The sequence below is a fragment of the Sediminicola luteus genome (assembly GCF_002514735.1).
In the GTDB taxonomy this organism is placed as follows: Bacteria; Bacteroidota; Bacteroidia; order Flavobacteriales; family Flavobacteriaceae; genus HQA918.
The window spans coordinates 38,520-54,197 of the sequence record NZ_NBWU01000004.1 but is presented as its reverse complement, the minus strand read 5'-3'; the positions used below and the strand labels follow the sequence as shown (position 1 = coordinate 54,197).

Below are 15,678 nucleotides of genomic sequence, written 5' to 3'. Positions count from 1 at the left end.
AACGTAGTTATTATGGCCACTAAGGTTTTAATGGTATGTTTGGGTAATATTTGCCGCTCTCCATTGGCTGAGGGAATTATGTCTAGTTTGGTGGATTCGAGCAAGGTCTATATAGATTCAGCCGGAACAGCTGGTTACCATGTTGGTAGTTTACCAGATCCGCGTTCAATTGCAGTAGCACAAAAAAATGGCTTGGATATCACCAATCAGCGCTGCCGGAAACTTAGGGCTGTCGATTTTGAGCATTTCGATCATATCTATGTTATGGATCAAAGCAATTATCAAGATGCTTTGGCTTTAGCCGATACCGATGCCAAGCGAAGCAAATTGGAGTTGCTGTTGGTGGCGGGTGGTCAAGAGGTAACCGAGGTCCCTGACCCTTATTATGGAGGAGATTCGGGTTTCGATTATGTGTACGGTTTAGTGCTGGATGCTTGCCATAGAATCGCTTCGGATAACGATTGGTTGTAATCTGTTTTTATGGAAAAAGGTAAATTGTATTTAATACCGAACACCTTGGGCGATACCCCGCCCCTAGAGGTTATGCCTTTGGCTATAAAGAAGGCAATTGAGCGTATTGATCATTATATCGTCGAAAACGAAAAAACGGCGCGCCATTTTATTAAAAAGATCAGCTCGGGTAAATCGCAGCCCAATCTCAAAATAGAGCTCCTCAATAAATTTACCGACCCATCATTGTTGCCTTCCTTTTTAGAGCCCTGTTTACAAGGTTTAGATATGGGGGTGATTTCGGAGGCAGGGTGCCCAGGGGTGGCCGATCCCGGTGCCGAAGTGGTGGCCTTGGCTCATGAAAAAGGGATTCAAGTTGTGCCCTTGGTAGGCCCCTCGTCTATTTTATTGGCACTTATGGCTAGTGGTCTTAACGGACAGCAATTCGCTTTTTCTGGGTATTTGCCGATAGATAAGGTAGATCGAAAAAAGAAATTAAAGGCCATGGAACGCGTTTCTAGGGATTTGGAACAGACCCAAATATTTATCGAAACGCCTTATCGAAACGATAACCTGTTAACAGATCTGACCAAAATGTTGGGAGGTCATACGCGTTTGTGTGTGGCTTGTGATATTAGTCTACCCACCGAATATATTAAGACCATGACCGTTAACGAATGGAAAAATGAAAAGGTAGAGCTGCATAAAAGACCTGCAATTTTCCTGTTTTTGGCCTGATTTCGTCAAACACAAAGCACAAAAAAAGCCCCGAATTGGGCCTTTTTTTTATCATCTACCATTTAATAGTTTTCTAAATGGTTGGGTTTTTTATCGGGTCGATTCCAGTTAGGTCATAGCCGGCGAATTTTTTCAGGTAATATGAAATGGTAGTGCCGAATCCGTCCTCAAAATCGTGATCACCGTAAGATCTTAGGTATTTTTTCACATTACCTGCCCCTGCCAAATGGGCTGCTGCCAGAATACCGGATTCTGTAATCTCGATACCGTTTATTCGCTTACCAACGAAACGTTTAATATCTCGTCTTAAGATCCATTTGTTACGGCTTAGATTGGTACGAAAGGCTTTTTCCTGTAAGGCTGGGTTTTTAAGAAAACCATCTTTTCCGTCCTTTACCCCTATCAAATCCAAGGTGCCTTTACCAAATTGGTATTTGCCCATATAACCAAATGTATTGGTTACAAAATAGTTCCCTCTCGATTCCTTAAAGGCAAGGGCCTCTTTGAATCCGATAAATGTGCTACCTACAAAAGGCGGTACGATAAAAGTTGGGACGAGAATGGTTTTTTGTTGTGGTAGGTCTACCTCTTTTAGGTCGTTAACCTGTAATGATTTTGGAACACGCAGCTCCGGACTGCCATTGTATCGGAAGCTTGTTAGAATAAAAATTAAAATAAATGGGGTTCCAAATCGAATCCATTTTCTCATATAGTTGTTTTCTTAAGACTTATGTGCGTTTCATAAAAATGAAAACACAAGGCACTGCTTAACGTTCTCGTTGCAAAGATACGACGGTTTGATAATACCCAGAATTTGGGTTCCTTAATTTTTTCCTAAAAGCTTGGTTTTTAGGCGAGGGGTATGAAAACCCGGATGAAGGACTATCTTTTGATCTTTTGTTTTCGTAACCAAGCGATATATTGTTTCTTATTCTCGTTATGCTGCCTCAGGGTTTTGGCAAACTTATGGTAGCCAAAATTGGAGACATCGGCCACAAAAAACAAATAGTCATGCTTTTCTGGGTTCAATACGCCGTCTATGGCAGAAATATCGGGCATGGTGATGGGTCCGGGAGGTAAACCGGCATATTTATAGGTGTTGTAAGGTGAGTCGATTTCAAGATCCCTATAAAGCACGCGTTTTACTATGGTGTCGTAGTTTCCTGTATGTTTTTTAATGGCGAAAATTACGGTGGGATCTGCCTGAAGAGCGATTCCTTGTTTTAATCGATTCAAGTACACCCCGGCAATTCGGGGCCTTTCGTCTACTTTGGCCGATTCTTTATGCACTACCGAGGCCAGCGTGCTTACTTCATGCGGACTCATACCTAATTGCTCGGCTTTTTCCTTGCGGTCGCCTGACCAAAATTTTTGGTATTCCTTAAGCATGCGTTCTTGAAACTGTTCGGCACTTGTATTCCAGTAGAATTCGTAGCTATTCGGCAGGTACATGCCTAAAATACCTGCTTCGGGGATGTTGTTGTTTTTGTAAAAATCTAGAGCAGATAGTTGTTTGACCAAATCTATGCTATCGGCTTCTATTTGCGTTGCAATCCTGCCGGCTAGTTTCGCGATGCTTTCTTGATTGTTGAAAGACACCCTAACAGGTTCATTGCCCGAACGTAGGCGGTTAACAATATCGTTATTGTTCATGTCTTTGGTGAGGCTGAACTTTCCGGCTTTGATATTACTTAAGTATCCTTTACGTTTAGCCAAGGACATAAAGGCCTCCGGATCGGTCAAAAGCGTATCCATTACCGATTTAATATAGGCGGGTTCGCTATCAGATGGAATATAAAGCGTAACCTTGTCTGAATCAAAGGCGGTATTCGGATTAAAAATGGCACTGTAAATGGTATAGGCGAAAAAACCACCGATCAATACACCGATAATGGCTATGGCCCAAACTATTTTTTTAAGATACATGAGGGTTTATTTTTTGGAGTAAAATCTCGTTTTTGAATTTACCGTGGTTCAAGACCCAATCTTTTTTAATACCTACTTGGGTAAAACCGATTTTTTCGAACAATTGTAAACTGGCAGGGTTGTCACTCAGCACATTGGCATAGAGTTGATGTAGTTCTAAAGTGCGGAAGCCGTAATCACAAATGGTCTTTAGGGTGTCGGAGCCGTAACCTTTGGTTCGGTATGGGCCGTTTATAACAATACCGATACCGGCTCTACGGTGTTTGGGTTCAAAATCAAAAAGGTCTATAAGCCCAATGACTTCCGAATCTATTTGGGAACAGATGGCCAAACGTAATTGTTTGGCCTCATAGATGTCTTTGTGACTGTTTTCCAGATAGGATTTTAGGACAAACCGCGAGTACGGGGTCGTAGTCCCACTGATTTCCCATAATTGGGGTTCGTTTTCTATTTGATATAGAAAATCTAGGTCGGTAGCTTCCAAGGCCCTTAAATAAATCGATTTACCTGGCAGTTTTAACATGGGATTTGTCCTTTGAAAACTTGAACCGTGGGCCCAGATAGATATACTTGGGAATAGGTGTCGTCCTGGTATTGAAAACGAACCCCAAGTTGCCCGCCTTTGGTGTTAATGGTAATATCTTGAGCTTGGGTATGCCCTTTATGGTGCATGGCCAAGGCCACGGCACATACGCCGGTTCCGCAACTCAGGGTTTCGGCCTCTACTCCCCTTTCATAGGTACGCACTTTAAAGGTACTGGGATCTTCTTGGTGAACGAAATTGATGTTGCTTCCGGTTTGCCCGTAAAGTCCGTAACGCAATTTGGCGCCCTCTTGGTTAACATCCATTTCTTCAAGATCATCTACCAATTGTACATGGTGCGGGGAGCCGGTGTTGAGAAAGACGCTATCTTTTCTGTTCTCCAACTGGCTTACATCCATCATATGGAGACTCACCACATTTTCGGGGTCTATAGAGGCTTCGTACACATGTCCTACTGCGGTAAAAGTGGTTTTGTTTTCTATGATGCCCAATGCCTTGGCAAAGGCTACCGCGCAACGCCCACCGTTGCCACACATGGTATCGCAGCTTCCGTCGGCATTATAATAAACCATCCTGAAATCGTGATCGGTTTCATTTTCAATCAGGATCAAACCGTCGGCCCCAATGCCTAATCTACGATGACATAGATGGGCAATCAAGGCAATATTATCTTTAGGAAATAATCCTTCCCTATTATCAATCATTATAAAATCGTTCCCGGTGCCTTGGTATTTGTAAAATTCCTGATTCATTGGGTTTCTTGTACTTGTATGGGTTGCGCCGCTTTAGATGGAAACAGCGCCAGCAAAGATAACGCTATTTTAAGGGAATTTTTACAGTTAAAAGCGCGTTAAAGCATGGGGCAGCTGTGTATTTTGGCATAATTTTACATGGTAATTGTTAAAGTGGTAACAAATTGACACAGTACTGGAAGTAGGCTGGGATTTTGTTAGGGTGTTTTCCTAATTATCTGAGCTTTCTAAGGTGCATTTAACATTAATGTAGTATAAATGAAAAAATTAGCAGGTTCTTTATTTATAGCCTTTATGGCGGGTGCATTAACCTTGGCGGGCTATGTACTTTTCTTTCAAAAATCGAATTATATAGTAGCGGAACCCCGTACGCCATTAGTCACCACTTCGGCGACGAATACTTCTTTTCTAGGGAATATGGAAGGGGTTGATTTTACGGTAGCCGCAGAAAAAACAGTTAATGCGGTGGTGCACGTAACCAATCTTTCGGTGAGTAAACCTTCGCGTTCATATGAATGGTTCTATGGTTCGGGTCGCGGGGGTACGCCTCAGGTAGGAACAGGTTCGGGGGTCATTATTTCTGCCGATGGGTATATTGTAACGAATAACCATGTGATTGCCAATTCTCAGCAATTGCAGGTTACCCTGAACAATAACAGCACCTATGAAGCGAAACTGATTGGCACCGATCCCAATTTCGATATAGCCTTGATCAAAATAGAACCCGATGTAGCCCTACCCTATTTGGCTTTTGGCGATTCTGACGATTCCAAGGTGGGAGAATGGGTATTGGCCGTGGGTAATCCCTTTAACCTGACCTCTACGGTTACGGCGGGTATAATCAGTGCCAAGGCCCGAAATTTAGGTCAATCTAGAAATCAGACCTTTATTCAGACCGATGCGGCCGTTAATCCTGGGAATAGTGGTGGCGCCTTGGTAAATATCAAAGGGGATCTTATCGGTATTAATACGGCGATTACCTCCCAAACCGGGTCTTATGTAGGTTATTCTTTTGCGGTACCATCCAATATTGCCCGTAAAGTGGTAGATGATATCATGGAGTATGGTAATGTCCAAAAAGGAATATTGGGTATTAGTGCCCCTCGTGCCAATACGAGGTATGCTATTGAAAATGGTCTCAACGAAATTGAAGGGGTGTATGTAGAAACGGTAGAAGAAGATAGTGGTGCCGCAGATGCAGGGGTAACCAAAGGGGATATTATTAAAAAAATTGACCGGAACACGATTCGAAATTTTTCCGAACTTATAGATTATATCAATAGTAAGAGCCCTGGCGATACGGTGAACCTTTTGGTAGAGCGTGAAGGAGAGCCTATGGAGTTCGAGGTGATCTTAAAACAAAGGCAACGACTTATGGTGCCGGTTATGGGGCTCGAAGTGAAGAATTTAACCGAGGCCGAAAAGAAAAAATATAAAACCGATACCGGTGTAAAGGTAACCGGTGTTCCTGAGGTCTATCGTGGTTATGGCTTAGAGGATAAAATTCTGGTAGCCATAGACGGCAAAGAAATCAAAAACATTCAAGATGCCCGAAACCTTTTTGGTGCCATTTCGCGCTATGGGAAAACGGTGATAACCATGCTGAATGAGAATGGTGAAAGGGAGAAATTGATATTTCAATAAGCTTTAAAAACTAAACAATATTACGCCCTGCCATGCGGGGCGTTTTTTTTATACGAAATTGTTTACGAAAACGTTTGAATACAGTAATTTTGCCACAATTTTTAAAAACAATCCGTATAACATGGGTATGAATAGCGATTACGAAAAGGAGTTGGCCTTTCAGGCCGATCGTAGAAAAGCTACCACCGAATTTATTAAACTGGTCAGTGACCTTTGGTACGACAGGGCTATTGAGGTGGTGCTCTTCAAAAATCAACTGATCGATAAGAACGTCAGTGATATCCTGAACCTGCACGAATATGCGGGGCGCTTTGTAGAAAAACCGATTTCCGTATTCGACTCGGTTGAAATGGTAAGGGCGATTAACGATATCAACCTGCCGCCTTCCAAATTGGATATAGGGAAGCTTACCTACGAATATATTAGCGAAGGACATGGTCACGATAACGTGAAAGCCTTTGTGATCGATCGCTTAAAAGATGCCCGTTCAGCCAAGGAGATTAAACCTAAAGATGTGGTGCTATATGGTTTTGGTAGGATCGGTCGCCTTTTGGCCCGGGAACTTTTGACCAAAACCGGAAAAGGGAACCAATTGCGTTTACGGGCTATTGTGGTCCGTGGGGCGGTTACTCAAGAAGTGTTGGAAAAAAGGGCCAGTTTATTGAAAATAGATTCGGTGCACCGCGATTTTTCAGGTACGGTAGAGATCAATGCGGATAAAAAAGCTTTGATCATCAATGGTACAACGGTACATATTATATCGGCCGCCCAACCCGAGGACATCGATTATACCCAATATGGTATCCAAGATGCTTTGATCATTGATAATACCGGGGCCTTTCGCGATGAAGTGGCTTTGGGTCGTCATTTAAAATCTAAGGGTGCTGCTAAGGTTTTACTTACCGCACCAGGAAAAGGGGTTCCGAACATCGTTCATGGGGTAAATCATACCGATTTTAACCCCGATATCGTAAACATTTGGTCGGCCGCCTCTTGTACCACCAACGCCATTACACCGGTGTTAAAGGTCATGGAAGACACCTTGGGGGTTGAAGGCGGGCACTTGGAAACCATACATGCCTATACCAATGACCAAAATTTGGTAGACAATATGCATAGCAAATACCGTCGCGGACGCGCGGCTGCCTTGAATATGGTCATTACCGAGACCGGTGCCGGTAAAGCCGTTGCCAAAGCCCTGCCAAGCTTGGCCGGTAAATTAACTTCCAATGCCATTCGTGTTCCGGTGCCCAATGGTTCATTGGCCATTTTGAATTTGAATTTCAAAAAGGAAGTGACGGTTGATGCGATTAATGCACTAGTTAAAAAATACGCTTTGGAAGGTGGTTTGGTAGAACAGATCAAATATTCTATCAATAATGAATTGGTTTCCTCGGATATCATGGGCTCTTCTGCCCCATCGATTTTTGATAGCCATGCTACCTTAGTCGGCAACGACAATAAAAGTGCCGTCTTATACATTTGGTACGATAACGAATATGGGTATTCGCATCAGGTAATTCGTTTGGCTAAATATATTTCTAAAGTCAGACGCTTTACTTATTATTAAAAGTTTATAATCAACTGTAAAGCGGGTCTTTGGCCCGCTTTTTTTATGGGCTAAAGTGCGCTGGGGAAATTATTTTTTTGTTTATATTGTGATAATATTCTGTAAATTCGCCCTTTTTTAAAAGTAACACTCCATTTACCTACCAATGAAAGTTTTTCGACCCCTATTATACATTCTTCCCTTGCTATGGGGAGTTATGGCTACAGCCCAAAACAATGCCGATTCGGAACAAGAATTATCCTTGGATAAGGGCAGTATTGAGACCCAATTTGAGTTTATCACCAAAAAATCTGGGAACTATAATGCCAATGGTAAGCGTTATGAAGTGGTGCGCGCCATACATCTCGACAAGCTAAAGGGTAATGTATTGGATAGTTTGAAAGGTTTTCGTGCTACGATTACCGAGTTGAACAAAACCATTGACAGCCAAAAGGAAACCGTTACCAATCTGAATTCGAAACTTGAGGACACCACTGGACAATTGGCCGAGGTTACCGCAGAAAAAGATAGTATGTCGTTTTTCGGGGCCCAAATGTCTAAAGGGGGATATAATGTTTTGATGTGGTCTGTTATCATTGGTTTATTGGTGTTGTTCTTATTGTTCGTATTTAAATTCAAGCGGAGCAATGTACTTACCCAAGAGGCCAAGACCGCTTTGGCCGAATTGGAAAGCGAGTACGAAGACCACAGAAGACGTGCTCTAGAGCGTGAGCAAAAAATTAGTCGCAAACTGCAAGACGAGATCAATAGGCAAAAAAAATAGGTTACCCTTTTTTTCTTTTTAGACTATGCGCATAGATATAATTACGGTGGTACCCGATATTTTTACCAGTCCGTTCGAGGCTTCTATACTCAAACGTTCCATTGAAAAGGGCCTGGTGGAAGTGCATGTACATAATTTGCGCGATTATACGAACGATAACTACCGCACCGTAGACGATTACCAGTATGGGGGTGGTGCCGGTATGGTTATGTTGGTGGAGCCTATCGATAAATGTATTAGTCAACTAAAGTCAGAACGGGAGTATGGCGAAATTATTTATATGACCCCCGATGGCGACACCTTAAACCAAGGCATGGCCAATACCTTGTCCTTGGAAGAAAATATAATTATCCTTTGCGGACATTATAAAGGTGTGGACCAGCGCGTTCGTGATATGTTCATCACCAAAGAAATTTCGGTGGGCGATTATGTGTTGAGTGGAGGCGAATTAGGTGCATTGATTTTATGTGATGCCATAATCCGGTTGATTCCGGGGGTACTGAACGATGAAACCTCTGCCCTAACCGATAGTTTTCAAGATAATCTCTTGGCCCCACCTGTGTATACGCGTCCGGCCGTTTATAAAGAACATGCCGTACCGGAAATATTGTTGTCGGGAAACTTTCCGAAAATCGAAAAATGGCGAGAAGAAAAAGCCTTGGAACGCACCAAAGCCCTTAGGCCCGATCTACTTGATGATTAGTGTCTGAGTATCTAATGGAGATTCTGGCTTTGTTCAAAATAAGGTAAAATAGTAGGAGGGCACACATTTACACCTACCTTTCCTCTTTGTTCTACCCAACTTAAAACTATGTTTAAAGGGTCGTATTAAATTAGTGCAACAATTATTTGTCGTTCTACGTTAAATATGTAATTTTGCAGCCAGAATAAAATCAACCTCTGACGAGATGCGTGAACGTTGGTTTTAAAACAAATCTAAAAAACAATGGATTTAGTAAAATTTGTACAAGACGAATTCGTAAGTAAGAAAGAATTTCCAAATTTCTCTGCCGGTGATACCATTACTGTGTATTACGAAATCAAGGAAGGTGAAAAAACGCGTACCCAGTTTTTTAAAGGTGTGGTAATCCAACGTAAAGGAAGCGGTGCCACGGAAACCTTTACCATCCGTAAAATGTCTGGTACTGTTGGTGTAGAGCGTATCTTCCCTGTGAATATGCCTGCCCTTCAAAAAATAGAGGTAAACAAAAAAGGTAAAGTTCGTAGGGCTAGAATCTACTACTTTAGAGAGCTTAGGGGTAAAAAAGCCCGTATCAAAGAAATCAGGGGATAATCCATCCTTCATCATATTTAAAACATCTGTCAATGGCAGATGTTTTTTTTTGCCGAATCCGCAATGAAATCTTAATTGAACAAGCATTGTTCAAAAGCGTGACGAGCTGCTTTTTAGCTCGTGTAAACCGTGTTTATATCGTATATTAGCGCAGCTTTTTAAATACTTATACAAATGCCAAAAATCATCTATACCCAAACGGACGAAGCTCCAGCTTTGGCCACCCAATCTTTTTTACCCATTGTTAAGGCGTTTACCAAAAGTAGTGGTATCGAAATCCAGACCAAGGATATTTCTTTGTCAGGTAGGATCATCGCTAATTTTCCGGAATTCCTTAATGAAGATCAGCGTATTTCCGATGATTTGGCCGAACTAGGTGATTTGGCCAAAAAGCCAGAGGCAAACATTATTAAATTACCGAATATCTCCGCTTCCATTCCACAGTTAAAGGAGGCTATAGAAGAATTGCAAAAACAGGGTTATGCCCTGCCTGACTATCCAGATCAGCCGAGTAATGATGCTGAAAAGGATATTAAAGGGCGTTACGATATAATTAAAGGTAGTGCCGTAAATCCGGTGTTGCGCGAGGGTAATTCCGACCGTAGGGCACCCAAAGCCATTAAAAACTACGCAAAAAAGAACCCACATAGCATGGGGGCTTGGTCTTCGGAGTCCAAGTCGCATGTAGCTACAATGGGTTCAGGCGATTTCAAATCAAATGAAGTTTCCTTGACCCTTGCTAAGGCCACTGAGGTGAAGATTCAATTGGAAAAGACTGACGGTAGCCTACAAGTACTTAAAGATAAAGTAAGCCTTTTGGCCGGCGAGGTAATCGATGCCACGGCAATGTCAAAGAATGCCTTGGTCGACTTTTTGACCGAACAGGTTAAAGACGCCAAAGAACAGGGTGTTTTATTCTCGGTACATATGAAAGCTACCATGATGAAGGTGTCTGACCCCATTATTTTCGGACATGTTGTCAAAGCCTATTTTTCAGATGTTTTCGAAAAACATGCCAATGCCTTGAGTAAGATTGGTGCCAACCCGAATAATGGGCTGGAAACGATTTTGGATAAGGTGGCTACTTTGGAAGGAGCAGAAAGGGATGCCATTGAACAAGATATAGCCCAGGCCATTGCCAACGGTCCAGATCTAGCCATGGTTAATTCCGATAAAGGCATTACCAACTTACATGTACCCAGCGATGTGATTATAGATGCCTCTATGCCTGCTATGATTCGTAATTCGGGTCAAATGTGGAACAAAGATGGTAAGTCACAAGATACTAAAGCTGTTATACCCGATAGTAGCTATGCTGGGATTTACCAAGCTACTATTGATTTCTGTAAGGAACATGGTGCCTTTGACCCGCAAACCATGGGTACCGTGCCTAATGTAGGACTTATGGCCCAAAAAGCCGAAGAATATGGTTCTCACGACAAAACCTTTGAGATTCCTGCTGCGGGTACCGTACAGGTCGTTGATGCTTCTGGTGAGGTATTGATAAGCCATAAAGTGGAGCAGGGCGATATCTGGAGAATGTGCCAGGTAAAAGATGCCCCGATCCAAGATTGGGTGAAATTGGCCGTGGGGCGTGCTCGCGCTACCCAAACCCCTATTGTTTTCTGGTTGGACGCGAATAGGCCGCATGATGCCGAATTGATCAAGAAAGTGAATGCCTATTTACCGAATCATAATACCGAAGGCTTGGAAATCAAGATCCTTTCGCCATACGAGGCTACCCTATTTACTTTAGCTCGTATAAAGAATGGAGAGGATACCATTTCGGTTACCGGAAACGTTTTAAGGGATTATTTAACTGACCTCTTCCCTATTTTGGAAGTGGGGACCAGTGCTAAAATGCTTTCCATAGTGCCGCTAATGAATGGTGGTGGTCTTTTTGAGACCGGTGCTGGTGGATCGGCCCCTAAGCACGTAGAACAATTTATGGAAGAGAATCACCTACGTTGGGATTCTTTGGGTGAATTCTTGGCCTTGGCCGTTTCCTTGGATTTCTTTGGTGAAAAGAACGATAATGCCAAAGCAAGGGTCCTTGGGGCAACTTTAGACGATGCCACCGAGAAATTCTTGGACAATGACCGCTCCCCTTCACGTAAGGTGGGTGAAATGGATAACCGAGGTAGTCATTTCTATTTGAGTATGTATTGGGCTCAAGCATTGGCCGCCCAAGATACCGATGCCGAACTTAAGGCACAATTTGCTCCGGTGGCCCAAGCCATGGAGAATAAAGCCGAAGACATTATTGCCGAATTGAATCAGGTTCAAGGGAATTCGCAGGATATCGGCGGATATTACAAACCTAATGAGGCTAAGGCATCCCAGGCGATGAGGCCTTGCGAAGCTTTTAATTCGATATTGGAAAGCATCTAAACTGCTTTTTGGTAAAATATACTGGGGAACGCTTTTGTGTTCCCCTTTTTTTTAACCTTAACCTAGCTGGTGTTATAGTCATCTTAACTTTTTGATTAGCTGGATAAAATCACATAATTTCTATTTAAATTTGAGAAAATCGTGACCATGTCCTTTCGCCGTGCTTCGGTCTTTTTATTCCTGTTTGTTTTTCCTCTTGCCGTACTTTGCCAGAATTCTACCTTGAGCGGGACTATTACCGATGCCGATAGTGGGGAAACTTTGGTAGGGGTCACTTTGTTTTTCCCTGATTCGGAAATATGGACGACTACCAATGCTTATGGTTTTTTCTCGGTAGAATTGGAAAAAGGTGCGCACCGTATAATTATTAATCTATTGGGTTATGCCACCTTGCAGGAAACCCTGGAATTACAGCAAAATACCCAATTCGATTTTAAATTAAAACCACAAGCCCAACGCTTAGAAGAAGTCGTTTTAACAGAAACCACCGCCACAAAACCGGTTACTGAGGCCCGTTTGGGTGTTCATGAACTTAGTGCTAAGGGTATTAAGAATATTCCTGTAGTACTGGGCGAGCCCGATGTGTTGAACGCCCTGGTCATGTTACCTGGGGTGTCCAATGCGGGGGAAGGTTCCTCGGGTTTTAATGTTCGAGGTGGTGCCGCTGATCAGAATCTGATTTTACTCGATGAGGCTACACTCTTCAATTCATCGCATTTATTCGGATTCTTTTCGGTTTTTAATCCGGATGCCATAAAAGACCTTAGTCTTTATAAGGGCGACATACCGGCCAAATATGGTGGTAGACTTTCTTCCGTACTTGATATCTATCAAAAAGAAGGTAATAATAACCGATTTTCTATGAGTGGAGGTATTGGGGTGGTCTCAAGCAGACTATTGGCTGAAGGGCCTTTGGTAAAAGACAAGGGGTCATTCTTGGTCGGGGCTCGGTCTTCCTATGCGCATTTATTCTTAAAACTGACCGATAACGATAACTCGGCCTATTTTTATGATGTTAATGCCAAAGTAAGCCATCGTTTGGGAAAACGTGATAAACTCTTTCTGTCGGGTTATTTTGGGCGTGATGTCTTTAAGATTTCCGAACGCTTTGTAAACACCTATGGGAATATGTTGGTGAATTTGCGGTGGAATCATTTATATACCGATAAGTTATTCGGCAACCTCTCTTTGATCTATTCCGATTATTTTTATGGGTTGGATTTGGATTTTGTGGGTCTGGATTGGAAATCGGGTATAAACAACATCAATCTGAAATACGACTTTAAACATTATCTATCGAATGCCTTAACCTTGGAATATGGTCTTAATTCGATATATTATGCCTTTAATCCAGGGACCATTGCTCCTACAGGACCCGATTCCGGGATTAACCCAGATCAATTGACCGAAAAATTTGCTTGGGAATGGGCCAGCTATATAGATGCTTCTTTTAAACCAGGGCCGAAATGGGATTTTCGATTGGGTTTGCGCTACAGTCATTTCAACAGAAAAGGACAAGATGAGTTGTTTACTTATGATTCAAATGGGCCAGTTCACTTTAATCAACAGTTCCAAATTTATCAAAAAGCCGAACCTACCGGAAGTATTTCCCCAAACAAGAATGATAATATAGCCACTTTCAATGCTTGGGAACCACGCGCCGCCTTGTCCTACAACCTAAATGAACAAGAAGCTATTAAGGCCAGTTATGCCCGTATGACCCAATACCTGCACCTAATTTCCAATACAAACTCCCCTACCCCTTTGGATATATGGGCGCCAAGTGGGCCCTATATAGATCCACAACGGGCCGATATATGGAGTGCTGGATATGCTAAATATTTTAATAAAGTCGGTTTTTCCTTGGAAACTGAAGTGTTTTATAAGAATATAAAGAACCGGTTAGATTATATAGACGGCGCCAATCTTGTTGCTAACGATGCCATTGAACAAGTAGTGTTGCCTGGTAGGGCACGGGCTTACGGTTGGGAAGTGCTAATAAAAAAGGAAATAGGCGCCTTTAATGGCTGGTTGGGGTATACATTGTCCAAATCGGAACAGCGAACGCCAGGGAGGAATTCCAATGAACCGGGGATAAATTCCGGGAAATGGTATAACACCCCTTTTGACAAAACCCACGATGTTTCTGTAAGTGCGGGTTATAACTGGAATGAAAAATGGCGGTTTGCCTGTAATTTTTTATACCAGACCGGACAACCTTCCAATTTTCCGATCGGACAGTTCGAATTCAAAAATCTGACGGTTCCTATATATGGCGATAGAAATGTAGACCGATTACCGGCTTATCATCGGTTAGATCTTTCTGCAACCTTGCGGCCCAAAAAGAATGCCGACAGGCATTACCAATCTCAATGGGTATTTGGACTATATAATGTATACAATAGGGATAATGCTTTTACGATCAGCTTCAGTAAAAACACCGATAACGGTGTTAACGAAGCTGTAAAAACTTCTATTTTTGGAATAGTTCCAGCGATAACCTATAATTTCAGTTTCTAATGAAAGCCAAGTATAATCTTTTCGTTTTTCTTTTGATGGCTGGTTTTATTAGTTGTGAGGAGGTGGTCGACATAGAAACCCAAACCGGCCCAGAACGACTGGTTATCGATGCTAGTTTCTCTTTATATGTTAATGCAGATGAGCCTAGGGCCGAAGGTGCGGTAATCTTGTCTAAAACACGCAATTTTTTTGAGAAGGATCCCTTTCCAGTTAATGGAGCGGAAGTTCAAATAACCAATACCCGAAATGGCGATGTAATACGATTTACGGAATTTAACGACTCTGGAGTCTACCTCCCCATAGATTTCGATTTGGTTACGGAACAACCCTTGCCAAATGACGTCTTGGAATTGACTGTAATCGCAGAAGGTGAGACTTATTGGGCCAGTACAACTTTTGTACCGTCGGTACCTATAGATACCATTGAGCAAGGCGATGGGGAATTGTTTGGCGATGAAACGGAAATAATCATCAGTTTTACCGACGATGGTTCACGGGAAGATTATTATCTTTTCGATTTGGATTTTAATCTCTTTCTAACCTCCGAAGACACTTATTATCAAGGACAACAGTTTACTTTTTCGTATTTCTATGAGAATATTGAAGAAGGTAGAACGGCGAATGTGTCTATTATAGGTATTGATAAACAATTTTATGACTATATGCGACAGCTAATTGAACAAAGTGGTCAAGAAGGTGGCGGACCACCTTTTGATGCCCCTCCGGCAACTTTAAGGGGAAACATTATCAATACCACCAACCCTACACATTATCCTTTAGGTTATTTTGCCGTATCGGAGGCGTATAGTAAATCGATAACTTTGTCTCAAGAGGTAGTAAATTAAACCCTGTAATATGGCGACAGATAAGCCCTTATTAGTAAAAAGCCTAAAGTATTTTGGGATAACTGCCTTTTGTATGTTTTTAGCTCCTATAATTTTGAACCAAGCCTTTAAAAACCAAGGTCATGAATGGTTTTGGCCCGTTTGTATTATTGGTGTCCTAATAGCTATAATCGCGATTGGTATGGGGTTTTACAGTGTAAAAACCATTATGAGGGCCCTTTTTGGACCCTCATCAAAATAG

General features: G+C 42.3%; 15 protein-coding genes. 11 read left to right on the top strand and 4 right to left on the bottom strand.

Features of this window, described 5'->3' with window-relative positions; all coding sequences use genetic code 11:
- Positions 1–12: 12 nt before the first annotated feature.
- Positions 13–471 carry a low molecular weight protein-tyrosine-phosphatase gene (locus tag B7P33_RS12515; protein WP_097442369.1) on the top strand — a complete coding sequence of 153 codons (459 nt, stop codon included), beginning with the start codon at positions 13–15 and terminating at the stop codon, positions 469–471.
- Between the two features lie 9 nt (positions 472–480).
- Positions 481–1,188 carry an SAM-dependent methyltransferase gene (locus tag B7P33_RS12510; RefSeq protein ID WP_097442368.1) on the top strand — a complete coding sequence of 236 codons (708 nt, stop codon included), beginning with the start codon at positions 481–483 and terminating at the stop codon, positions 1,186–1,188.
- A 73-nt stretch (positions 1,189–1,261) separates the two neighbouring features.
- Here B7P33_RS12510 and B7P33_RS12505 read toward each other — a convergent pair whose 3' ends face one another.
- The 4 genes from B7P33_RS12505 to dapF form a co-directional block, all read right to left on the bottom strand.
- Positions 1,262–1,897, bottom strand: coding sequence for a hypothetical protein (locus tag B7P33_RS12505; protein WP_097442367.1), 636 nt, complete (start codon positions 1,895–1,897; stop codon positions 1,262–1,264).
- A gap of 173 nt (positions 1,898–2,070) precedes the next feature.
- On the bottom strand, positions 2,071–3,114 hold the full coding sequence (gene mltG, locus B7P33_RS12500; RefSeq protein ID WP_097442366.1) for an endolytic transglycosylase MltG: 1,044 nt from the start codon (positions 3,112–3,114) through the stop codon (positions 2,071–2,073).
- Positions 3,104–3,637: a GNAT family N-acetyltransferase gene (locus B7P33_RS12495; RefSeq protein ID WP_097442365.1), complete on the bottom strand. Its 534-nt coding sequence runs from the start codon at positions 3,635–3,637 to the stop codon at positions 3,104–3,106. Before B7P33_RS12495 ends, mltG begins: the two co-directional genes overlap by 11 nt.
- A complete protein-coding gene (gene dapF / locus B7P33_RS12490) occupies positions 3,631–4,410 on the bottom strand; it encodes a diaminopimelate epimerase (RefSeq protein ID WP_097442364.1) in 780 nt (259 codons plus the stop codon). The genes B7P33_RS12495 and dapF overlap by 7 nt, the downstream gene beginning before the upstream one ends.
- A 258-nt stretch (positions 4,411–4,668) precedes the next feature.
- Here dapF and B7P33_RS12485 point away from each other — a divergent pair, with 258 nt between their 5' ends.
- From B7P33_RS12485 to B7P33_RS19670, 9 genes are all read left to right on the top strand, one after another.
- Entirely contained in the window at positions 4,669–6,054 is a 1,386-nt protein-coding gene (locus B7P33_RS12485) for a S1C family serine protease (protein WP_097442363.1), read from the top strand.
- A 121-nt stretch (positions 6,055–6,175) separates the two neighbouring features.
- A complete protein-coding gene (locus B7P33_RS12480; protein ID WP_097442362.1) occupies positions 6,176–7,624 on the top strand; it encodes a glyceraldehyde-3-phosphate dehydrogenase in 1,449 nt (482 codons plus the stop codon).
- Between the two features lie 196 nt (positions 7,625–7,820).
- Complete coding sequence (locus B7P33_RS12475) at positions 7,821–8,387, top strand: tRNA (guanine-N1)-methyltransferase (RefSeq protein ID WP_245871789.1); 567 nt, start codon at positions 7,821–7,823, stop codon at positions 8,385–8,387.
- 25 nt (positions 8,388–8,412) lie between these two features.
- Positions 8,413–9,090, top strand: coding sequence for a tRNA (guanosine(37)-N1)-methyltransferase TrmD (gene trmD / locus B7P33_RS12470; protein ID WP_097442360.1), 678 nt, complete (start codon positions 8,413–8,415; stop codon positions 9,088–9,090).
- Between the two features lie 243 nt (positions 9,091–9,333).
- On the top strand, positions 9,334–9,681 hold the full coding sequence (gene rplS / locus B7P33_RS12465) for a 50S ribosomal protein L19 (protein WP_097442359.1): 348 nt from the start codon (positions 9,334–9,336) through the stop codon (positions 9,679–9,681).
- Between the two features lie 174 nt (positions 9,682–9,855).
- Entirely contained in the window at positions 9,856–12,072 is a 2,217-nt protein-coding gene (locus B7P33_RS12460) for an NADP-dependent isocitrate dehydrogenase (RefSeq protein ID WP_097442358.1), read from the top strand.
- Between the two features lie 147 nt (positions 12,073–12,219).
- Positions 12,220–14,592, top strand: coding sequence for a TonB-dependent receptor (locus B7P33_RS12455; protein ID WP_097442357.1), 2,373 nt, complete (start codon positions 12,220–12,222; stop codon positions 14,590–14,592).
- Positions 14,592–15,437, top strand: a complete 846-nt coding sequence (locus B7P33_RS12450; RefSeq protein WP_097442356.1) for a DUF4249 family protein — start codon at positions 14,592–14,594, stop codon at positions 15,435–15,437. Before B7P33_RS12455 ends, B7P33_RS12450 begins: the two co-directional genes overlap by 1 nt.
- Before the next feature lie 10 nt (positions 15,438–15,447).
- The gene (locus B7P33_RS19670; protein ID WP_097442355.1) at positions 15,448–15,678 is read left to right on the top strand and encodes a DUF6095 family protein; all 231 of its coding nucleotides are present in this window, start codon (positions 15,448–15,450) and stop codon (positions 15,676–15,678) included.

Bases quoted from the DNA above. Each gene is read 5' to 3' on its own strand.
- B7P33_RS12510 (WP_097442368.1), top strand. From the start codon at position 481: ATGGAAAAAGGTAAATTGTATTTAATACCGAACACCTTGGGCGATACC.
- B7P33_RS12460 (WP_097442358.1), top strand. From the start codon at position 9,856: ATGCCAAAAATCATCTATACCCAAACGGACGAAGCTCCAGCTTTGGCC.
- B7P33_RS12495 (WP_097442365.1), bottom strand. From the start codon at position 3,637: ATGTTAAAACTGCCAGGTAAATCGATTTATTTAAGGGCCTTGGAAGCT.
- B7P33_RS12450 (WP_097442356.1), top strand. From the start codon at position 14,592: ATGAAAGCCAAGTATAATCTTTTCGTTTTTCTTTTGATGGCTGGTTTT.
- rplS (WP_097442359.1), top strand. From the start codon at position 9,334: ATGGATTTAGTAAAATTTGTACAAGACGAATTCGTAAGTAAGAAAGAA.
- dapF (WP_097442364.1), bottom strand. From the start codon at position 4,410: ATGAATCAGGAATTTTACAAATACCAAGGCACCGGGAACGATTTTATA.
- trmD (WP_097442360.1), top strand. From the start codon at position 8,413: ATGCGCATAGATATAATTACGGTGGTACCCGATATTTTTACCAGTCCG.
- B7P33_RS12515 (WP_097442369.1), top strand. From the start codon at position 13: ATGGCCACTAAGGTTTTAATGGTATGTTTGGGTAATATTTGCCGCTCT.
- B7P33_RS12505 (WP_097442367.1), bottom strand. From the start codon at position 1,897: ATGAGAAAATGGATTCGATTTGGAACCCCATTTATTTTAATTTTTATT.
- mltG (WP_097442366.1), bottom strand. From the start codon at position 3,114: ATGTATCTTAAAAAAATAGTTTGGGCCATAGCCATTATCGGTGTATTG.
- B7P33_RS12475 (WP_245871789.1), top strand. From the start codon at position 7,821: ATGGCTACAGCCCAAAACAATGCCGATTCGGAACAAGAATTATCCTTG.
- B7P33_RS12455 (WP_097442357.1), top strand. From the start codon at position 12,220: ATGTCCTTTCGCCGTGCTTCGGTCTTTTTATTCCTGTTTGTTTTTCCT.
- B7P33_RS12485 (WP_097442363.1), top strand. From the start codon at position 4,669: ATGAAAAAATTAGCAGGTTCTTTATTTATAGCCTTTATGGCGGGTGCA.
- B7P33_RS19670 (WP_097442355.1), top strand. From the start codon at position 15,448: ATGGCGACAGATAAGCCCTTATTAGTAAAAAGCCTAAAGTATTTTGGG.
- B7P33_RS12480 (WP_097442362.1), top strand. From the start codon at position 6,176: ATGGGTATGAATAGCGATTACGAAAAGGAGTTGGCCTTTCAGGCCGAT.